At 54.5% G+C, this 20,197-nt stretch carries 18 protein-coding genes; 11 read left to right on the plus strand and 7 right to left on the minus strand.

Annotated features, from left to right (window positions below; translation table 11 throughout):
• Positions 1-317 precede the first annotated feature (317 nt).
• Positions 318-2,384, plus strand: coding sequence for a TonB-dependent receptor family protein (locus tag AWR26_RS22430; RefSeq protein ID WP_043955244.1), 2,067 nt, complete (start codon positions 318-320; stop codon positions 2,382-2,384).
• Between the two features lie 40 nt (positions 2,385-2,424).
• Here the strand turns inward: AWR26_RS22430 and AWR26_RS22435 are convergent, their stop codons facing one another.
• Positions 2,425-3,543 carry an ABC transporter substrate-binding protein gene (locus tag AWR26_RS22435; protein ID WP_064568594.1) on the minus strand — a complete coding sequence of 373 codons (1,119 nt, stop codon included), beginning with the start codon at positions 3,541-3,543 and terminating at the stop codon, positions 2,425-2,427.
• A gap of 273 nt (positions 3,544-3,816) precedes the next feature.
• On the opposite strand from AWR26_RS22435, the gene AWR26_RS22440 reads away from it, so the two are divergent.
• From AWR26_RS22440 to AWR26_RS22465, 6 genes are read left to right on the plus strand one after another with little or no spacing between them, the layout of a single operon-like run.
• The gene (locus AWR26_RS22440) at positions 3,817-4,584 is read left to right on the plus strand and encodes an HpcH/HpaI aldolase family protein (RefSeq protein WP_064568595.1); all 768 of its coding nucleotides are present in this window, start codon (positions 3,817-3,819) and stop codon (positions 4,582-4,584) included.
• 33 nt (positions 4,585-4,617) lie between these two features.
• The gene (locus AWR26_RS22445; RefSeq protein ID WP_064568596.1) at positions 4,618-5,784 is read left to right on the plus strand and encodes an ATP-grasp domain-containing protein; all 1,167 of its coding nucleotides are present in this window, start codon (positions 4,618-4,620) and stop codon (positions 5,782-5,784) included.
• The gene (locus tag AWR26_RS22450; RefSeq protein WP_064568597.1) at positions 5,784-7,496 is read left to right on the plus strand and encodes an IucA/IucC family protein; all 1,713 of its coding nucleotides are present in this window, start codon (positions 5,784-5,786) and stop codon (positions 7,494-7,496) included. Before AWR26_RS22445 ends, AWR26_RS22450 begins: the two co-directional genes overlap by 1 nt.
• Entirely contained in the window at positions 7,496-8,653 is a 1,158-nt protein-coding gene (locus AWR26_RS22455) for an MFS transporter (protein WP_064568598.1), read from the plus strand. The genes AWR26_RS22450 and AWR26_RS22455 overlap by 1 nt, the downstream gene beginning before the upstream one ends.
• On the plus strand, positions 8,628-10,385 hold the full coding sequence (locus AWR26_RS22460) for an IucA/IucC family protein (protein ID WP_082934127.1): 1,758 nt from the start codon (positions 8,628-8,630) through the stop codon (positions 10,383-10,385). The genes AWR26_RS22455 and AWR26_RS22460 overlap by 26 nt, the downstream gene beginning before the upstream one ends.
• Positions 10,382-11,563: a type III PLP-dependent enzyme gene (locus tag AWR26_RS22465; protein ID WP_064568599.1), complete on the plus strand. Its 1,182-nt coding sequence runs from the start codon at positions 10,382-10,384 to the stop codon at positions 11,561-11,563. Before AWR26_RS22460 ends, AWR26_RS22465 begins: the two co-directional genes overlap by 4 nt.
• A gap of 100 nt (positions 11,564-11,663) precedes the next feature.
• On the opposite strand, the gene AWR26_RS22470 is transcribed toward AWR26_RS22465, so the two are convergent.
• Positions 11,664-12,575: a LysR substrate-binding domain-containing protein gene (locus tag AWR26_RS22470; RefSeq protein ID WP_064568600.1), complete on the minus strand. Its 912-nt coding sequence runs from the start codon at positions 12,573-12,575 to the stop codon at positions 11,664-11,666.
• 161 nt (positions 12,576-12,736) lie between these two features.
• On the opposite strand from AWR26_RS22470, the gene AWR26_RS22475 reads away from it, so the two are divergent.
• Genes AWR26_RS22475 through AWR26_RS22485 form a run of 3 tightly spaced genes read left to right on the plus strand, consistent with a single transcriptional unit; the run spans position 12,737 to position 14,462 of the window.
• A complete protein-coding gene (locus AWR26_RS22475) occupies positions 12,737-13,282 on the plus strand; it encodes a hypothetical protein (RefSeq protein ID WP_064568601.1) in 546 nt (181 codons plus the stop codon).
• Positions 13,283-13,285: 3 nt separating this feature from the next.
• Positions 13,286-13,612, plus strand: coding sequence for a hypothetical protein (locus tag AWR26_RS22480; RefSeq protein WP_064568602.1), 327 nt, complete (start codon positions 13,286-13,288; stop codon positions 13,610-13,612).
• 13 nt (positions 13,613-13,625) lie between these two features.
• Entirely contained in the window at positions 13,626-14,462 is an 837-nt protein-coding gene (locus AWR26_RS22485) for an MBL fold metallo-hydrolase (RefSeq protein WP_064568603.1), read from the plus strand.
• A gap of 108 nt (positions 14,463-14,570) precedes the next feature.
• Here the strand turns inward: AWR26_RS22485 and AWR26_RS22490 are convergent, their stop codons facing one another.
• Entirely contained in the window at positions 14,571-15,341 is a 771-nt protein-coding gene (locus tag AWR26_RS22490) for an SDR family oxidoreductase (RefSeq protein WP_064568604.1), read from the minus strand.
• A 94-nt stretch (positions 15,342-15,435) separates the two neighbouring features.
• Between AWR26_RS22490 and AWR26_RS22495 the strand changes: the two genes are divergently transcribed.
• On the plus strand, positions 15,436-16,380 hold the full coding sequence (locus tag AWR26_RS22495) for an AraC family transcriptional regulator (protein ID WP_064568605.1): 945 nt from the start codon (positions 15,436-15,438) through the stop codon (positions 16,378-16,380).
• 192 nt (positions 16,381-16,572) lie between these two features.
• Here the strand turns inward: AWR26_RS22495 and AWR26_RS22500 are convergent, their stop codons facing one another.
• The 4 genes from AWR26_RS22500 to mmuP form a co-directional block, all read right to left on the minus strand.
• On the minus strand, positions 16,573-17,049 hold the full coding sequence (locus AWR26_RS22500) for a nuclear transport factor 2 family protein (RefSeq protein WP_064568606.1): 477 nt from the start codon (positions 17,047-17,049) through the stop codon (positions 16,573-16,575).
• Between the two features lie 58 nt (positions 17,050-17,107).
• Positions 17,108-17,677 (minus strand): TetR/AcrR family transcriptional regulator, encoded by a 570-nt coding sequence (locus tag AWR26_RS22505; RefSeq protein WP_064568607.1) that lies wholly within the window; start codon positions 17,675-17,677, stop codon positions 17,108-17,110.
• A gap of 181 nt (positions 17,678-17,858) precedes the next feature.
• Positions 17,859-18,791, minus strand: a complete 933-nt coding sequence (gene mmuM, locus AWR26_RS22510; protein ID WP_064568608.1) for a homocysteine S-methyltransferase — start codon at positions 18,789-18,791, stop codon at positions 17,859-17,861.
• The gene (gene mmuP / locus AWR26_RS22515; RefSeq protein ID WP_064568609.1) at positions 18,778-20,178 is read right to left on the minus strand and encodes an S-methylmethionine permease; all 1,401 of its coding nucleotides are present in this window, start codon (positions 20,176-20,178) and stop codon (positions 18,778-18,780) included. Before mmuP ends, mmuM begins: the two co-directional genes overlap by 14 nt.
• Positions 20,179-20,197 lie beyond the last annotated feature (19 nt).

Here is a 20,197-nt window from a genome sequence, read left to right on the forward strand (position 1 = left end):
CCCTCTTTTATCGTGGCAGTGGTAATAAACGTCACGTTGGCACAGTAACTAATTCAAAAATATTAAACATGAACGTCATAAAATTCGAACTTTAACGCCAGACATCAATTCCGGTTAGTTTTACCCTCTTGCAGCCAGCGCCTTCTCTGGGTTTTCGCATTCCTTCGCTCATGCTTTTTCATGTTTTCCCCCGCAAAAACACCCCTATTATTGTCTTGACATAGGCTTACGTTCAATCCAGCAATATTAAGTTTTGTTTGATAATGATAATATTTATCAGAATCATTACCATAAATTACCAATATTCAGGGTTGACGATGAGACGCACAAAAATTGCCGCAGCAGTGGCCATGCTCATGGCCGGTAAATGCAGTTATGCAGCAGAACAAACCATAACGGTGTCAGGGAATATTCTTGGCGATTCACGCGCAGAAGAAGTGAAAACCTGGGCCGGGAGCCGCACCGTTATCAGCAACGATCAATTGGAAAAAGGGGCCAATCGCACCCTTGATGATGCGTTACAGCGTGTGCCAGGGGTCAAGATACAGGATGAAACCGGTACAGGCGTGCTTCCGCAAATTGCGGTCCGAGGTTTGTACGACAGCCGCAGCGGCCGCGCACAAATTCTTGAGGACGGAATTCCGCTGGTGCTTGCACCTTACGGTCAGGAAGGAATGTCACTGTTTCCTGTAACATTTTCGACCATTGATCGCATTGACGTGGTTCGCGGTGGCGCGGCGGTACAATATGGCCCGAATAACGTTGGTGGCGTCATCAACCTGATCAGTAAACCCATTCCGCTGAAATGGGAAAATGAGATTGCCGAGCGCGCCACGTTTTACGGTAAGGGACACAATCTTTGGGATACCTACCTTCGCACCGGCGGCATGCTGAATGATGACTTCGGGCTGCAGGTCGAAGCTAACCAGGTAAAAGGTAGTTCGTTCCGCGAGCATAGCGACAGCAAAGTTCAGAACTTCCGCGTACGCGGCCTGTGGAACATCAACGAAGACACCACCTTAAATCTCTCCTACCAATACTACGATGCACACGCCGATCTGGCGGGTGCCCTTTCGACCGCAGACTATAATCGCGATCGTCGTCAAAGCACCCGTCCATGGGATGATTACGACGGTCACACCAAGCGTTATAGCGCAGTTTATAACCAGCAGCTCGGTTCACTGGGTTTTATTGATAACGCAGAATTTAACTGGATGTTCTTTGGTCATGAGTCGGATCGTGATTTCCACGTCGGCATGAGTAAAGTCGCCGGGCAAAACTTCAACCCGGCCTTACCTGCCGATATCGTGCAAAACTCGCCGCGTAGTTTCAGGGTCTGGGGGACTGAACCGCGTATCAGCATGGATATCAACGGCGATAATGTGAACCAGCAATGGATTGTGGGTGGGCGCTTTGTCAGTGAAAAAATCGATTACCAGGTACGTCAGCGCACGCTGGCTACAGGCGTGACAGCGGTAACGCGTGACTGGGACTTTGATAATAATGCCTGGGCAGGTTATATCAGCAATGCCGTCAAACTGTTCAATGACACGCTGACCATTACGCCGGGTATGCGCTATGAGAACATCAGCGAAAAATACACCGATAAAAAAACGGGCCAGCGCACCTCCACGCCGGACACGCAGTGGCTTCCCGGCCTGACGGTAGGTTACCAGCTTACCTCGCAGTGGTTCCTGTATGCAGATATGCAGAAAAGCCTGCGTCCGGCACAGGCTACGCAAATCGTGAAAGGCGGCGACGTCAGCTCTGAACTGGCATGGAACTACGAGAGTGGCGTACGTTACAAACCAACCGAGAATGTCAGCCTTCATGCCGGTCTGTATCGCATTGATTATAAAGACCAGATCTCCTACGACAGCGTATCTGATAGCTATCTCAACATCGGACGCACCCGCCATCAGGGCGTTGAGCTGGAAGGGTTCTGGAGCCCGCAAGCCATTGAAGGCCTCAAATTGCATGCAGGATATGCTTACCTGCAAGCGGAACAGCGTAACGGCGTGAACCGTGGTAAAGAAGTGCCGTATGCCTCGCGCACGCAACTGACGCTGGATGGAAGCTATGACTGGCGTGAAACCACCTTCTCGCTGGCGGGCTACTACTTCAGTAAATCCTATGCGGATGCAGCGAATACCGTTTCGGAGAACAGCACCGGTTCCGTTGGTCAAATGCCGTCTTACTGGGTATGGAATGCTCAAGTGAGCCGCGATCTGTTTAAGTCGGGCAGTACTGTGCTGAACGGCTATGTCGGAATTAACAATATTTTCAATCGTGACTACTGGTTCCGCGGTATTGATACCAGCCCGTGGGGGCGTCAGCCAGCGCCGGGACGTTCAGTCACTGCGGGCGTTAGCCTGAAGTTCTGATAGTAAAAAGAAGCCCGTCACGTTGAACGGGCTTCTTTCATTAAGGCTGGACGTAAAACAACCCGCTGTAAGGAATGCCGACAAAGTCGCGGTATAACGATGCTAAATCGGCCTGCGGATCGACATCGTCAAACTGCTGGGGATGGAAAAGTTTAGCCATGGCTTCCAGTGCCACAACGTTGAAAGGGCTGTCGTAGAATTGGTGATAGATGGCCATTACCTGCTTGCCCTTCGCCACGGGCAATACACTCACCCCTTCTCGCTGCATCAGCTTCTGCAGCTTCGGTAAGGTACTGGCGCGGCTGGCTTCATATCCCAGCGGCACTGCCAGCGAAGAACTCCCGCGCTGGCTCCAGTCGGCGCCACTCATTAAATAAATGTCGGGGCGCACCGCAATCAGCAATTCGGCGCTAATATCGGCTCCCTGAGGGGGCACTTTGTCCGCCATCAGATTGCGGCCACCGGCTTCAGGAATGAACTGGCCAAAACTGTTGCGACCAAATACGGTACAGCAGTTCATGCCCGTCATACCGGCATGGTTTTCAAACACAACGCCAGGCCACGCTTCTCGGGGGATTTTTGCCACTCGCTGACGGGTACGATCCAATAATTGATTCCAACGCTGAATGAAGCGCCCGGCATTCTCCTGTTCGGCTGTCACCTCCCCCAATAGCCGCATACTCTCCGGTGTATGGGTTAAGGGTTGCTGGCGAAAATCGATAAACACCACCGGAATTCCGCTTTTCTCCAGTAATGCCAGCGTCCCTTCACTTTCGAGCTTCTTCAGGATCCCCGTATCGAAAACAATCAGATCCGGTTTTAGCATCGTGGCTTGTTCAACGTTAAAGCTGCTCCGGTAAGGGTTAATAAATACCGGTATGGAAGGCAGCGCTGGATAATGCCGGGTAAAAAAACGCCCCATATCCGGCGCCCGGGTTTGCAGCGAATCATCCCATCCGACAATCCCTTTAAGCGCATCGCCAGGATGCAGCAGGCTCATCGGTAACAACATTCGGCTGTCAGCGAGAATGATGCGCGTTGCGGGTGCGTTCAGCGTGACCTGGCGACCGGCAAGATCGGTCACGGTAACCGATTGTGCCTGTGCCGCCCACGGCCACACTAAAGCGGTAAATATGATAATAAGCCACTGGCCTTTCATGTTGGCGATTTCCTTACTGAGCTTCCGCTAACTAAACCACACACATAAGTGTTTTTAATTTTTGCTGCCATCGACATGGCAACCCCAAACGGTCTTTTATTAAATATCTGATACGTATCAAAAGCTTACACCAAAATCGCAATCAGACTACTTCGATTCAGCAACTATCACTTAGTGAATTTATTTAATGATCTTGTTTAAATCTTTTGAAAAGCACGAGTTCATTAGTAATGATAATGTAAATGATAAGCATTACCAACATGGACTAGTTATATGATCTCGCTTGCACTACCAGGGGAACGCCGCAGGTCCAGCAATGGGCTATTTGGCATTCTCAACTCCGTTCCCCACCCGACCCTTGTTGAGATGATTGCCATTGCCGGGTATGACTTCGTGATACTCGATCTGGAACATCTTCCCCATAACGAAACGCTTCTTAGCCACTGTATTCAACTGGCGCAGCTCAACCACTGCACGCCATTGATACGCCTCACCTGTGACGACATTCCGCGCGCTGGCCGCCTGCTCGATATGGGAGCAGGCGGGATTGTACTATCACGGGCGGAAAGTGCGGAACAGGTTAACGCCCTGAAAAATGCGATGTTCTTTCCCCCCATTGGAACACGAGGTATCACCGGCGGCAGCGTTACCGGCTTCGGTACTTTGCCCCTTGAGGATTATATCCGCCAGGTCAATGAGAAGTTATGGCTGGTGCCCATGATTGAAACGCCGGCCGGCATTGAGGCTATTGACGCCATAGTGCTTATCCCTCAGGTCACGATGGTTATGGAAGGTGCGCTTGACCTGGCAATGAGCATGCAACTTGGCCCACAGCCTACGCATCCTGAGGTTGAAGCGCTTATTCGCCAACTGGCTGCACGTTGCCAAGCCGCAGGGAAATCTTTTTGCGCCAACCCCCGCACCGCAGAGCAGCAGCAATACTGGCAACGCCAGGGCGTGGATAGCTGGCTGTGCGGCGAAGATCGCGGTTTTTTGTTTCGGGCGCTAAAGCAACGGCTTACTGACGTTCAGTCTCTTTAACCTTTCCTACTCAACACCCAAACAGGTATACACATGTTCAACCAAAAGCCCTATGTGATCATCAGTCACGTTGTTAACGCGGCCGTGACAGAAGGTTTTATTCCCGCAGCGCAACACCTGGGCTATTCGGTGATCCTGCTTACCGATCACGCGATGGCGCATAACAGCAAGGTGGATGACAGCGTTACGGTTATCGAATGCGAAGTATTTAACCCACTGTCCATTCTCGACACGCTCACCGAATGGGGGATCACGCCTGCTGCGCTGTTCTCCAATAGCGATCACTTGCAAACGGCTACCGCTATTGCCGCCACTGCACTTGGTCTGCCCGCCAAGAACTGGCAAATTTGCTACGCCGCGAAAGAGAAATGGCGCATGCGCCAGCGCCTGAAAGCACTCGGGCAACCTTCAGTCTGGTCTGCTCAACTCCTTCCTGATGCATCACCGGCCGCTGACTGGCCGTGGCCAGTCGTGATCAAGCCAGGCCAGGGCGTAGCGTCTATGGATGTACGGCTTATTGAGGATCTCACGCGTTGCCAGCACTACCTTGACTCCCTGCCAGTCCGCCAGACATTGCTGGTTGAAGCGTTCATGCAAGGGCCGCTGTTTACGCTGGAAACCCTCGGTGATGGCAATGAGCTGGTGGCAATTGGCGGTTTCGATGTCGAACTCTCCGCGCCGCCGCACTTTGTGGAGATGAGTGCGCGTTGGGCCGGTGAACATAGCACACGCTGGAAGCAGCAGGCGCTGGCACAGTTGCGTGAGTTTGGCGTGGGGTTTGGCGCTTGTCACAGCGAATTTATCGTTACCGATAATGGCCCCGTATTAGTTGAAATCAATTACCGCAGCATTGGCGATGGCCGCGAATTTCTGCTGGACCGCCTGCTGCCGGAGGGGTGGTTCACGCCGATCCTGCGTCTGCATCTTGGCGAACCGCTGCCGCCGATAAAAGCGGAACAGGGTGAAGCGCTCATCCATTATCTCGTCGCCGATCGCAGTGGCACCTTGCAAACCGCACCTCAACCGCTCAACGCTCCGGGCCTCCACTACCGTCCGCTCAAATCCACCGGCGATCGCATCGAGCTCACCCACTCAAATAAAGATTACCTCGGCGTGCTGTACTTTGAAGCCAGCGATGACACGCAGCTCAAACAGCTCACTAACCGTACTCTCGCCGCACTAAAGTGGGAGATTGTCTGATGAATCAGCATGACTACATTACGCTACGTATCATAAACGCCTGCCTGCGCGAAAACGTCAGTGGTTTGATAAGCCAGGGGCAGATTACACAAGATTCTCAGCATCAGTGGCTTACCTGGCAGTCGGCCAGTCAGACATTGCGCCTGCAGGTGGATGCCTGTGATTACATGCAACCATGGCGGGCGGTATCCCCTGAATGGCAGATTAAAACCGCGCAAGGATGGCACTCGCAGTCTGGCTATGCTAACTGGCTGGCGGCGTTAATGCCGGATCAGCAACCGGAAACGCGAGAGCTCTTTGCTACCTATAAAGAGGAAGCCGACAGTGCCGTGGCACAAGGCGAACTCTGTGCCCTCGCTTTTACACAACAGCGCGCATCACTGTTACGTTCACCGCATGAAATGAACTGGGGCGAGCGCCTGCGTCATGCCGATCAACTGGCAAGCTTCCTTGATCATCCTTACTACCCGACTGCGCGCGCGAAATTTGGTTTTAGCGAAGCCGACCTGCGCCAATACGCGCCTGAGTTTTGTCAGCCGTTTCGTCTGCGCTGGCTGGCTTTACCCCACCAGCAATTAACCCTGACGGCACCGGAAGCCAGACCGGACTGGTGGCCATTGCCGTCACAGGTTGGCCTGGATCCACAGCACTTCGCCCGGCATGCATTGATCCCTGTGCATCCTCTTACGTTGAGCCAATTACATGATCTTCCCGAAGGTGCGGTAATCGCGCCTGATGCCTGGCTCGATGTCTACCCCACCTTATCAGTACGTACCGTGCAGTTAGCGGACTACCCGGATCAACATCTCAAAGTGCCGCTCAGCATGCGCACGCTGGGGCAGAAAAATATCCGTCTGATCAAACCCTCAACTCTGTATGACGGCCAGTGGTTCGCTGAAGTGCTGACCATGTTGGGGGAACAGGACAACCTGCTGCGCGGCAAATATCGCCATGTCGATGAGCGTTTTTGTGGCCATGTTGCGGAGAATAAACAGTTAGCCTTCCTGTTGCGGCGCTACGCAGCGCCCCGTACCGGTGAAACGCTGTTACCGGTTGCGGCGCTTGGAAGCAAACTGCCGGACGGACGTTATTATCTCTCTTCTCTGCTTGAACAACCCGGTATGCCAGACGTCGCGGAGTGGTGGCGTGAATACTGCCAGTTGATGGCGGATGTTCACCTGACGCTGTGGTTACGCTACGGCATTGCCCTCGAATCCAATCAGCAGAATGCCGTGCTGAGCCTTACGCCAAATGAAGCCCTGACACTGGTGATGAAAGACAACGATGCGGCGCGCATTCTGCCCGAGCGTTTTGCAGCCGCCTGCCCGCACCTGGCAGAGCGCCTCATCACACTGCGCGATCCGCGCATTTGTGTGTCTGATGAAGCCGCGCTGGCGCAGATGTTTATCACCATCACCCTGCAACTCTGCCTGGCGGCCGTGCTGGAAAGTCTGACCGCAGGCGCACTGATCGATCGTGAAGCGGGGTATCAAACGTTACGACATGCGCTTGAGCAGAGTCTGGCGCGTCTGGAGAGTGAAGGCGTCGATACAGCCTTTGCTCGACAGCAGTTGTTTGCCTGCTCCACGCAGCCAGTGAAATACCTGTTGCTGAGCGGCAGTCTGTTAAGCAAACAGGCGTCCGGCGCTGCAGATATCAACAAGTTCTATGGCCAGAGTGGGCCGAATTTCCTGCTGCGGGAAAAACGCTAATGCGCAGTACGTTGCAGGTGGTTCTGTCCTGCCACTTCCTGGCCGCATTTACCGTACTTGGCGTACCGCTCTATCTACCACGGCTGCTGGTTTCATTTGGCATCGCTGAACGCAGCCTGTGGGCAGGCGTGCTGTTCAGCCTGCCTTCAGTGATGACGGCAATTTCTGCCGCGTGGTGGGGACGGTTTGCCGATCGCTACGGGCGGCGGTTGTCGCTGCAGCGGGCCTTGTTCGGGCTGACATGCGCATTTTTACTGGCTGGCGTATCGCCCTCGTTACCCTGGTTGATCGTCGCACTCGCATTGCAGGGCATAGCGGGAGGAACCCTGGCTGCGGCGAATGGCTATCTTTCCCTGCATCTGCGCGGTGAACAACTGGCGAAAGCCCTTAACTGGACGCAATCATCCGCCCGGTTGGCGCTGCTGAGCGCACCACCGCTAATAGGCGGAATTCTGATGTGGCTACCCGATATTGGGCAGCGTCTGTGGCTGGGGCTGGCAATGTTATCGCTGTGCGGCCTGCTGCTCAGCCTGCGGCTGCCCGCCGATCCGGCCGTTGAGCCAACACACCGTGCAGTGCAGAACAACGGCATCCAATCCACGTTTCATTATCTGTGGGCGATGCAGTTTCTGTTCAACTTCGCCATGGTAGTGACGTTCCCCTACTTCCTGCCCTATGCCGCACATTGGCTACCTACGGAAGTGCTGATCGGTACGTTCTATAGCTGGCCGCATCTGATCTATCTGCTGCTTTTGCCACTCTGGCACCGTCTGGCGGGACGCAGCCTTTATTTTGTACCCGGCATGGCGCTGATTGCGATAGCGGCATGGTGGCACAGCCAATTAACCGGAGCGTCATCGCTGCTGGCGGCTCGCACGCTGTTTGGTTGCGGCATGCTGCTGGCTTACAGCGGCGCCAATCAGATGCTGAGCGACACCATTCGCCAACACAGCGCCGGAAAGCAGTTCGGGCAGATCGATGCCGCTGGCAAGTGGGCTGGCGTGGCTGCCGGTCTTGCTGCGGGCTGGTTGGTTTCGCATGTGTCGTTACAGGCGCCTTTCCTGGCTTCAGCGGCGGCGGCTTCTGGCGCCGTCTTACTCTTTGTTATTTCCCCTTTACGAGGATCAGGTTATGTCCGTATCACTCGCCGTTCGTGAAAACCCACTGCTGACAGCAAAAGTCACCCCGCAAAGGGAGCTGGCGGAATTTGCCGGGCTGACAGCACTGCTGAACTGCTATATTCGCGAATTCGCTCGCCCGGCAGGACGAGTTAAACAGGTACGCCAGGGCAATATTCCGTTGTCGTTAGCCAGCCGTATGGTCGCGGGCAAAGTGATTTTGCTGCAAATGGGAGAGGATGGCAGCACGTTACTCGCCATCCGGGCTATCCGCTGGAGTTTATTGGATCGCGGCGACTTTATCGGTACTCCGTTTGTGAAAGAGTTTGGTCGCCCGTGGCGGGCCGTCCGTTGTAGTGAAGCAATGGCGTTGCTGGTCAATGATATGGTGCGGCAGACCGGGCAATTACCCGATTCAGAACTGCTGGATCAAATTGAAAACAGCGTCCAGGTGACGGCCTCTTTCCTGCAGCATCTGCCAAAGCAGGCCAGCGAGCATAGCTACATTCAAAGCGAAGAGCGCCTGCTTTGGGGCCATCCGATGCATCCGAGCCCGAAAAGCCGTCAGGGTGTGACGCCAGAGGCGTTACTGGCTTGCTCGCCCGAAGTCGCAGCGCGCTTCCCGCTGTTCTGGTTCCGCATTCACCCCTCGCTATTACAGGTTCGGGGCAGTGCGCCAGTTAAGGCAATGCTGGATAACCTCCATGGCGAGCACTGCTATCCTTGCCATCCCTGGGAGGTTCGCCACATCATGCAGTCGCCGCTTTATACGCGTGCCGTGAGCCGTGGGCTCATCACGCCGCTTGGGCTTACGGGTGCAGAATTCGCGGCGACATCATCGGTGCGCACCTTGTATCGCGCCGATCTGCCCTATTACCTTAAATGCTCCATCCATGTGCGGCTCACCAACTGTGTCCGCAAGAATGCCTGGTATGAACTGGAAAGCGCAGTTGCGCTGAATACGCTACTTGAGGAACGTTTTGCGCGCCTGGAAAGTACGGTGCCTGGCTTCCACATCATGCGCGAGCCAGCCGCCAGCAGCCTTGATTTCTCCGCGCTGGCGCAAGCAGACGAAGCGGAAGAAGTGCGCCATTTACAAGAGTGTTTCGGCATTCTTTATCGTGAGAATCTCACCGATCAACAGCCCTGGCTGGCGGCATCGCTGTTTGCACTCGACCACCAGGGCCACAGCCCGCTTCACCTGCAAATTCAGCAGTTGAGCACAGCGCAGGGGCTTTCTCTACAGCAGGCGAATTTATTGTGGCTCGACAGGTATCTGTCAGTGTTGCTTCCTGGTGTGCTGGAGGCGTTCTTCACGGAAGGAATGGTGTTTGAGCCACACCTGCAAAACGTTCTGGTTTCCATTGAAAATTACCTTCCGGCTCAACTGTGGGTACGCGATCTGGAAGGCACAAAACTCACCACCGAGCGCTGGTCAGCCTCCGATTTAGCGATGATGTCCGAGCGTGCCAGACAGTCCGTCTGGTACAACCGGGAACAGGGCTGGCGTCGCGTCGCCTATTGCCTGCTGATCAATCACCTGTCGGAAGTGCTGTTCCGCCTCGCCGATGACGATCAGGTAATGGAACAGCAATTGTGGGATTTACTGGCGGCGCAACTTGGCCGTTGGCGGCATCAGCCGGAAATCGCTGCGATCCTTGAGGGCGGCCCTATTCCGTCAAAAAACAATCTGAAAACCCGCCTGCTGCGCAAAGCGGATAAACACGCGGATTACACCCTGCTGCAACACCCAATGAGGAGCACGCAATGACGCCGAAAGTCAAAGAGGCGCTGCAACAGTTGCAGCAACAGCGCTCAGAGCCGTTTTGCGCTTATGTGTATGATCTCGTTGCACTGCGCCAACATATCCGCAGCATGCGTCATGCATTGCCAGCAGGTTGTGAACTGTTTTACGCCGCAAAGGCGAATCCTGAAGCCCCCATACTGCGTACATTATGCGAATACGTTGATGGCTTTGAAGCGGCATCCGGTGGCGAACTCAACTGGTTACGTGAGCAGGTGGCTGGCAAGCCGCTGATTTTCGGCGGCCCCGGCAAGCTGCAGAGTGAACTGCGCCAGGCGGTGCAGCTCGGCGTGGACGTTTTACACGTGGAGAGTTTGACCGAGCTGCGTCGTTTACAGGCTATCGCGCTTGATGAGAATCGAACGGTCTCCGTACTGTTGCGGATGAACATTGCGCTGGAGGGGATCGGCGGTACGCGTCTGATGATGGGAGGCAAACCGACGCCTTTTGGTCTCGACGAGCATGATCTGCCTGCGGCATTAAGCGAAATCGCCAGCTCTCCGCAAATCAATCTGCGCGGTTTCCACTTCCATCTGATGTCTCACCAACTGGATGTGGATAATCATCTGGCGTTGATCCGTCTGTATCTGGACAAGGTCCGTAGCTGGTGCGATCGCTGGTCGCTGAACATTGACTTGATTAACGTCGGTGGCGGTATCGGTATTAACTATCTTGAACCGCAGCATCACTTTGACTGGACGTCTTTTTGCCAGCGCCTGCCAGACGTGACGCAATTCAGCCAGGCGCAAGGCTGGACGCTGCGCTTTGAGTGTGGTCGTTTCATAGCTGCTGCCTGCGGCTATTACGTCATGGAAGTGCTGGACGTCAAAAAGAATCTCGGCGAATGGTTTGCGATTGGTCGCGGGGGAACGCACCATTTTCGCACCCCGGCGGCGCAAAGCCACAACCACCCGTTCAGCATATTGCGACGCGAACAAAACGCTGAATGGATAAAAGATGAACATGTGACGCTGGTCGGGCAACTCTGTACGCCAAAAGATGTACTGGCACGCCAGCAGCCCGTTGCCGCGCTGGCACCAGGTGACTGGCTGGTGTTCAGCCTGGCGGGCGCTTACGCCTGGAACATATCGCACCAGAACTTCCTGATGCATTCTCCACCTGAGTTTATTTGGCTCGAAAACTGAAGAAAACGGTTTACCTTCTGACACGACAGGCGGCCTGCTGAAAAAGAGTCAGGCCGCCCTTATTTTAGCGATGTCCGTGTGGAGAGGGCGATGATGAACGTTAAGCCTCTTGCTGCAATGCTCCTGCAGCGGGAGTGATTTCAGCAAGCAGCCAGCGTTCAAAATCCGCTAACGCCGCTTCATTCATTCCGGTTTCCGTCGGTTTGATTAAACAGAATGTTTTGCTCAGGCTGGCGGATTCTGGCCAGGGTGAAACAAGCAGACCGCGCCTCAATTCATTTTCGATATACATGCGCGGCACCAGCGCCACACCTTGCCCCGCCATAACGGCAGCGATGGCCATTTCATGCAGGTCGTACCGCACTCCCAGCCCTGGATTATCCAGGTTTATGTGGCTTTCGCGGGCATACAGATGCCATGCATCCGGATTCTGCCGTCGGTGAATCCGTGGCAGCGTGTTTAACTGTTCATCAACGTCACCTTGCGCCAGCAGCGCGGGGTGGCACACCGGAACCAGCTTTTCCTGAAACAGAAACTGCATGCGCATGCCGGTCCATGCGGGATGTTCAAAATGGATCACGGCGTCAAAACCACTTCCGCTCAGAATAAAAGGGTCGGTACTGGCCGCAATATTTACCGTTATGTCCGGGTGCAATGATCTGAAGCTGCCCAGGCGCGGGATCAGCCATCGGCTGGAAAAGGTCGGCAGGACGGCAATATCCAGACTCTTATTTCCCTCTGGCAACCCCATGATGTATTGGGTATCCCTTTCGAGCCGCGCCAGTGTTTCGTGGACGTGCCGCGCATAGCGTGCGCCTGCGGGATTAAGCTTTACGCGGCTTCCCGTACGGTCGAACAGCCTGCAGTTCAGCAACGATTCAAGGCGGGCAATCTGGCGGCTAATGGCCCCTTCCGTCAGGGAGAGTTCCTCTGCGGCACGGGCAAAACTGCCGTGCCTCGCGGCGGCATCAAAAGCCTGCAGAGAAGTGCTACTGGGTATTTTTCTGCGCATAAAAGAGCCCTTCCGCTGTGCTGATAACGCCGCTTAGTGAGTTAATGTCACTAAACAATGAAATATTGTCGATTTTCAGGCCGGAATACACCTTATAGCATGATCAAAAGTCATTAAGCGGATTATTCGTTGTCCGCTGTTTATCATGCGGAGGCAGGACAATGTTGTATATCGTGGAGTGCTCATATACCGATCCCCAAAGCGAGGGAGAATGGAATGCATTTTACAGCCTGGAAAAATTACCCGCGCTGGTCTCTGTGAATGGGTTCCGTACTTCTCAGCGCTTTCGCGCCGTGAACCCCGGCTGCCCGACTTATCTCGCCCTTCACACCGTAAAAGATGCAGAGGTACTCAGCAGTGATGATTATCGGCGCAAAGGGGGCGGTAATTTCTCCCGTTGGCAGGCATATATCACTGACTGGCATCGTAATCTGTATGCATGCGCAGCACCGGCTCCGGCCGTCTCGTCAGATGAAATTCTGCTTCTCAGCGCGCAGCCGGTAAGCGCTTTAGCCACAACGCTGGGGAACCCGGCGATGGAAATGCACGCGGCAGGGCTGGAACGATCCCCGGAACATCGCGTTGCCTGGGTTCTGCCACGTGAAAGCGCCTTGCCGCTGGCGGAGGTGCCCGGCGTATATCTTTACGAACCGCTGACATCGCAACTGCAATGTCCGGTTGAGCACCACCAGCAGGGGAGCCATTAAGTCATGCCTAATCTGACGTTTTACCTTTCGGAAGAACACGCTGACAGGTATACCGATCTTCCCGATTTTACCCGCACCTGTGGTGCCCTCTGCGCTGACATTCTCGCCGCAGAGCCGGACAACGTGCATATCATATTTGTGACGGTAAAGCAGGGATGCGGGCATCCGGTCTATGCCGAGCTCTTTTATCGGCTGACACCCTGGCGCACGCAGGAAGTGATGGAAAACTTTATGCGTGAACTGGATCTCGCCACGCAGCAGGCCTGGGGGCTAATGGCGCGTATTCGCTGCTTTGGCTCCCCTGCTCCGTACCCGTACGCCAAAAACTAATCCTGAGGTATGTATGAACTCTCTTACCTTTCCATCACGCCAGATTGGCGATTTTCAGGTCACGGCGGTGAGTGATGGCAATATGTCCGCCAGCCTGGAGTTATTGTCAGGTATTACCACAGAGGATGCCGCCTTCATTCAGCATCGCGCCGGAATCGCTGAATCCGGGAATATCCATATCAACGGTTATCTTATTCGCGGGCGGGGACGAACCATTTTGGTTGACGCCGGTACAGGAGGGCTGAACAACGCGGGCGGGCAGCTCAAAGCCAACCTCGCAGCCATCGGAATCAGCCCCAGCGACGTGGACACCGTGTTATTAACGCACTGCCATCCGGACCATATTGGCGGCCTGCTTGCTGCCGACAAGCAACCGGTCTTTCAACATGCGGAACTTCTCCTGCATCATCGCGAAGCGGATTACTGGCGGGATGATGAAAAACGAAAAATAGCCAGCGAACGCAGCCAACGTAATTTCATGCTGGCGCGCCAGACGTTAGAGGCTTATGCACGGAACGTCCGCTTATTTAGCGAGGGCACCATAACAGAGGGCATTTCTGCGGTATGGCTGCCGGGCCACACGCCAGGGCATACCGGGTTTCGCATTGACTCGGAGGAAAAAAGCTTACTTATCTGGGGAGATATCGTCCATTACCCGCATATTCAGACGGCACAACCGGCGGTGAGCATTCTGTTTGATGCCGATCCCGCGTTGGCCGAAGCAACCCGCCAAAAAATCCTGGCGCAAGCCGTCCGGGAAAAACTGCTTATTGCGGGCATGCACCTGGGCCCGGCTGGGTTTGCGACCGTTTCCCGAGCCGATACGGGATACCGCCTTTCCTGCTCCTGAGGATTCCGTTCCTCAGTGCCCTGCTCTTTAATCGCCTGGCGCAGGAGTAATGTCCTGCACCGGGCGTTGCAATGCGAATAATCCCCGCGTGCTCTGCGTTCGGCGTCATCAGTAAGAGAAGGGGGAATGCTGCTGCGCCTCTTTCAGCCAAAGCTCGGCATCTTCACCCGCAGCGGTGTATAGCGGCGCATTTGCATCGTTAGCAATGGCGAAAATGGCCTTCGCGACATCATCAGCATGCGTCACGGGTGAGTTGCTCTCGCCCACCATCTGGATAAATTCCTTCACTATTTGCCCGTAGGCGGGATCGTCCATCCCGGCGAAATGCGCGCGCGCATTCTCGCCAAACTTCGTTTCCGGAGAGCGCCCCGGTAACACGATATGAACACGAATACCAAAAGGCCTGACCTCAAGGGACAATGACTCGCTCCATGCATTCAGCGCTGCTTTACTGGCGCGATAAAGCCCAATCAGCGGCATCGCTCTGGTCGTCACAGATGAAGAGACATTGATAATGACGCCTGATTTCGCCTCTCTCATCAGCGGCAGAAACGCCTGCGTTAATGACAATGTTCCCAGGACATTGGTGTTCATTAACTGCTGCGCAGTGGCAAAAGAGGTGAGTTCGACCGGTACAGGCGCGCCAAAACCCGCATTATTCACCAGCACATCAATCGCGCCCGCCTCTTTCACCACATGGCTGATACTCTGCGCGGAAGTAATATCGAGCGGCAAAATCGTCAGTTTGTCGCTTTCCGGCAGACAGCTCGGGTCAGGCGTTCTCATCGTGGCAATCACTTCCCAGCCCTGGTGTAAAAAAAGTTTTGCGGCGGCAAGGCCAAAGCCAGAAGAACAACCGGTAATCAGTACAGTAGGCATATTGGATCCTCTTTGATGGCAAGAGCGGTGATCATAGCCGCCGCTATCCGGACAATATATAATCAAAAGTCCCGCAAACTTTAGAGATCGTCCAATGTCAGATCCGTTGACCGATATCGTTGCCCTGCTCAATCCCAAACCTTCGCATTCAAAACTCGTTGAGGGGCGCGGAGAGTGGCGTATTGTTCGGGAGTCTGGCGGAGAGGCTTTTTACTGCGCGGTGCTGGAAGGCGAATGCTTGATCAATGTGAACGGGCAAGGTGCAAAGTTGCTTGTTGCCGGTGATTTTATTCTGATACCCGCCGCTTACTCTTTCGAGAACACCAATGCGGGCAGATGCAGCCCCACGGAAATCACGATGCCAACAATAATCAGCGAAGGGCACGTGAGAATTGGCGCAGCAAGCGGGCCAGCCGAGCTGGTCATGCATGTCGGCCATTGTGAATTCGATACCCCGGATAAACAACTTATCGTCTCTTTACTGCCAAACGAGATCCTGATTAAAGGACAGCGACGTTTCGTCACCTTGCTTGAACTTCTCCGTGAGGAAAGCCGGGCCAGGCGCCCCGGGCGCGACGTGGTGTTAATGCATCTTTTACAACTGCTGTTAGTGGAATCGTTACGCAGTAATCCTGAACTGCCGCAAGCGGCGGGCATTCTGAAGGGGCTGCAACATGAAAAGATCGCTGTCGCGCTGCATCTTATGCATGAAAAACCGGGGGATGAATGGCAAATCGCACAGCTCGCCCGCCACGCTGCAATGTCCCGCTCCGCTTTTTTCGCCGCTTTCAATGAGACTGTCGGCATGCCGCCAGGGCAATATCTTCTCTTCTGGCGCATGTCGTTAGCGAAAAAAGCGCTGGTGAGCAGCAAAGAGAAAATCGAACAGATTGCTTTTCACATCGGCTATCAGTCAGCGAGCGCCTTTAACGTGGCCTTCACGCAATATGTGGGCGTTCCCCCGGGCGTTTTCAGGCGTCAGAATGGAACCGCTCAAACGCATGTGCCTGCGTTGAACGAGGAACGGGCTTTTCCATAAGCCTGCGCCGCGCGTAAGAAAGTGTAGGTTATTGCGCTGACAGTGCCGTCACGAAATCATTAAACGCAGAAAGGTGGCGTTATTACTCCATTAACCTCAACTGAATAACCTCATGGCGTTAATAAGTGGAGTTGAGAAAAAGCCCCCGACCAGGACAGTAGACGGGGGCTTTTCACGACATAACCGACAAATTTACAGACCCAGCTCCGACAGACCCGGGTGATCATCCGGACGACGCCCCAGCGGCCAGTGGAACTTGCGTTCGCTTTCTTTAATCGGCATGTCATTGATACACGCGTAGCGGTGATGCATCAGTCCATCTTCACCAAATTCCCAGTTTTCGTTGCCGTAAGAGCGGAACCAGTTACCGGAGTCATCGTGCCACTCATAAGCGTACCGGACAGCGATGCGGTTGCCGTCAAACGCCCACAACTCCTTGATAAGACGGTACTCCAGCTCTTTTTTCCACTTACGTTCGAGGAAGGCTTTCGCTTCTTCACGATTATTGGCGAACTCGGCGCGGTTACGCCATTTGGTATCCAGTGAGTATGCCAGGGATACTTTTTCGGCATCGCGGCTGTTCCAGCCATCTTCGGCGAGCCGGACTTTCTCAATCGCCGACTCGCGAGTGAAAGGTGGCAGTGGCGGGCGAGTTTGTGTAGCGGGCATGGTGAAGCCTCCTGTAAAAATGGATATATCAGTAGAAACCGTTTTTGATACTCAGGCCTTAAGAAGAGGTCTGTTCCAGCAATAGTTTCGCAACGTCCCTTGCACTCTCGGCGGCGCTGCTATCGCCCATCACATAGGACGTGGTGATAGCGCCCTCGATCAGAATCAGCAGCTGTCTGGCCAGTGCTGCCGGTTGCTCAATGTTTAATTGCTCCGTGAGTCCCAGCGTGTAATCGAGCAATTTTTGTTTATGCAGTTTTGCTATCTGGCGAACGGGGTCTGCCGGGTCTCCTACTTCTCCGGCGGTGTTGATAAATGCGCAACCCCGAAAGCCTTCTGACTCAAACCAGCCCTTGAGCACCGTGAACATGTTCAAAATGCGATCTTGAGGCGTTTCGCCTTTATCAGATTCCGTTCTGAACCACTGCATCCAGCGTTCATCACGTTCATTCAACGCGGCGGCGGCCACGTCATCTTTGGTCGCGAAATAGCGATAAATACTTTTCCTTGCCACGCCTGAGGTCTTGACCAGAAGGTCCATGCCGGTGGCATGAATTCCATTCCGATAGATCAATTGCTCGGCAGTAGTCAGGATTTTTTCTCGGGTATCGGTCGTTTTCTTGTTCATGGGATACAAGGTAGAACGATCGTTCTACCTGGTCAACTATTATCTCGAAGAAAAGGGTCAAAAATGAAAAAGGCAGCCCGTCGGTACTAACGGACTGCCTTTTTATAATGGAACGAGGGGCATGGCATGAAGCGGTAAGGCCGAAGCAAGGCTGCAAAGAGTTGTGGCGATGCAACTGCCGTCAGCGGCGCTCGCTCAGTGCGGCAATATCCTGTGGCGTTGTCCGGCAGCATCCGCCAATCAGTCTCGCGCCCGCTTCTAACCACTGGGGCAACTGTGCCGCTAAGGATCCGCAGGTATCGCTGTGCGCATGCCACGCCTTGGTGACCGCGTCGTAAGTTTCCCCGGAGTTAGGATAGACCACCAGCGGCAGCGCACTAAGGCTGTGCAGATGGTTGAGCGCGGCGGTTGTTTTGCTCAGCGCAATACAGTTAATCCCCAGCGCGACGATTTGCGGGTAAGCAGACAGCGCGTTCACCACCTCAACCAGCGGCGTGCCATCGCTCAGGTGCTTGTCATCACGTAAGGTAAATGAGAACCACGCTTGCGCATCGGGATATTCGGTCAGCAGGTCAGCCAGCGCTTTTATTTCAGCGAAGGAAGGTAACGTTTCGCAGGCCAGCAGATCGGCACCGGCATTGAGCAACGCGTCAATTCGCGGGCGATGAAATGCCTGAAACGCTTCGTGGCTACGCACATAGTCGCCGCGATACTCAGAGCCATCGGCCAGATAAGCGCCGTATGGCCCAACTGAGCCAGCCACCAGCAGCGGACCGGCATTAGGGTTTTCTGCGCGATAAATGTCACTCGCCTCTTTTGCCAGCTTCACACTCTGTTCAATCAGCGCTTTCGACTGCGCCTCCGTCAGCCCGCGCGCCGCAAAGCCTGCGGGCGTGGCCTGGTAACTGGCGGTAATCGCTATCTGTGCGCCCGCGCGGAAGTAATCCAGATGCACGTCCCGAATACGTTGTGGATTTTCCATTAATACTTTGGCGGACCAGAGATTATCGGCAAGGTTGCATCCGCGCGCTTCAAGCTCGGTGGCCAGTGCGCCATCAAGCACGACAAAGGGATGACGTTCAAGCAGCGCGGCAAGGGAGTTAATCTGCGGCATAGTCCGCCTCCTTCAATTTTGTTTTGTGGGTAAGAAAATAAACACCATAGCAAAGGGCGACAAACGGCAGACCGCAATAGAGCGCAATGCGCTGCTCCGGATCGAACGCCAGACCAATGCAGGCCATCAGACACAGCACGAATCCAAGTACGGGAACCAGCGGATACCAGGGGGCGCGGTATTGCAACGCCGCAGACGGCTTGCCCGACTGTAAGTGGCGGCGGCGAAAGACAAAGTGGGCCGCGCAGATGCTGAGCCATACGGCCACAACGGCAAAACCAGAAATGGCGCTCAGCGCAACGAACACCGTATCAGGGGCAATCACGCTGGATAATAGCGCCATCAGGCCGCCGAGCATCGAGACAGAAAGGGCTATCAACGGCACGCCACGCTTATTGACGCGGGCAAAACAGCCCGGCAACGTTTTTTCGTTTGCCAGCGACCAGAGCATGCGGCCCGCAGCATAAAGCCCGGAATTCGCCGCTGAAAGAATCGCGGTCAGGATGACGAAGTTAAAAATATCCGCGGCATATGGAATGCCTATTTTTTCAAAGACCAGTACAAACGGGCTCTTCTCAACCCCTGCCACATTCGCCGGAATCAGCGCAGCAAGGACAAAAACGGTACCGATAAAAAACAGGATTAACCGGGCAATCGTGGCGCGGATCGCGACCGGAATAGCGTGGTGCGGGTTTTCCGTTTCGCCCGCCGCGATACCGATAAGCTCCGTACCGGAAAAAGCAAAATTGACCGCCACCATGGTCATCAGAATCGGCAAACCGCCGTGCGGGAACCAGCCCTCGCTGGTGAGGTTAGCAAGCCCCGGCGAAGGTGAACCATCCTTCAGCGGGATAAACCCGAAAATCACCCCGCAACCGAGGATGATAAAGACGAGGATGGTCGCGACTTTAATGAGCGAGAACCAGAACTCCCCTTCGGCAAAGAAGCGCGTCGAAATCGCGTTAAGACAAAAAATCACCCCACAAAACAGGGCGCTCCATATCCAGACCGGAACATGCGGGAACCAGTACTGCATGCAGAACCCGGCGGCGGTAAAGCTTGATCCCAGAGCAACGGTCCAGGTAAGCCAGTACAGCCACGCCACGGCATACCCTGTCGCCGGGCCAATATAGCGCGCCGCGTAGATATGAAAAGCACCGGTGACGGGCATCGCCACGGAAAGCTCACCAAGGCACTGCATAACCAGCCAGACGACCAGCGCTCCAATCAAATACGCCAGCAGGGTGCCCGCCGCGCCGGTGGTAGAGATGATGTATCCGGTATTAAAAAATAGCCCTGTACCAATGACACCGCCTAATGAAAGCATGATCAAATGGCGGGTTTTCATGGTGCGCTTAAGCTCTCCATTCTCTTGTTGCTCGTGCATATCACCTTCTAAACGTATA

This window comes from Kosakonia oryzae (genome assembly GCF_001658025.2).
GTDB lineage: Bacteria > Pseudomonadota > Gammaproteobacteria > Enterobacterales > Enterobacteriaceae > Kosakonia > Kosakonia oryzae.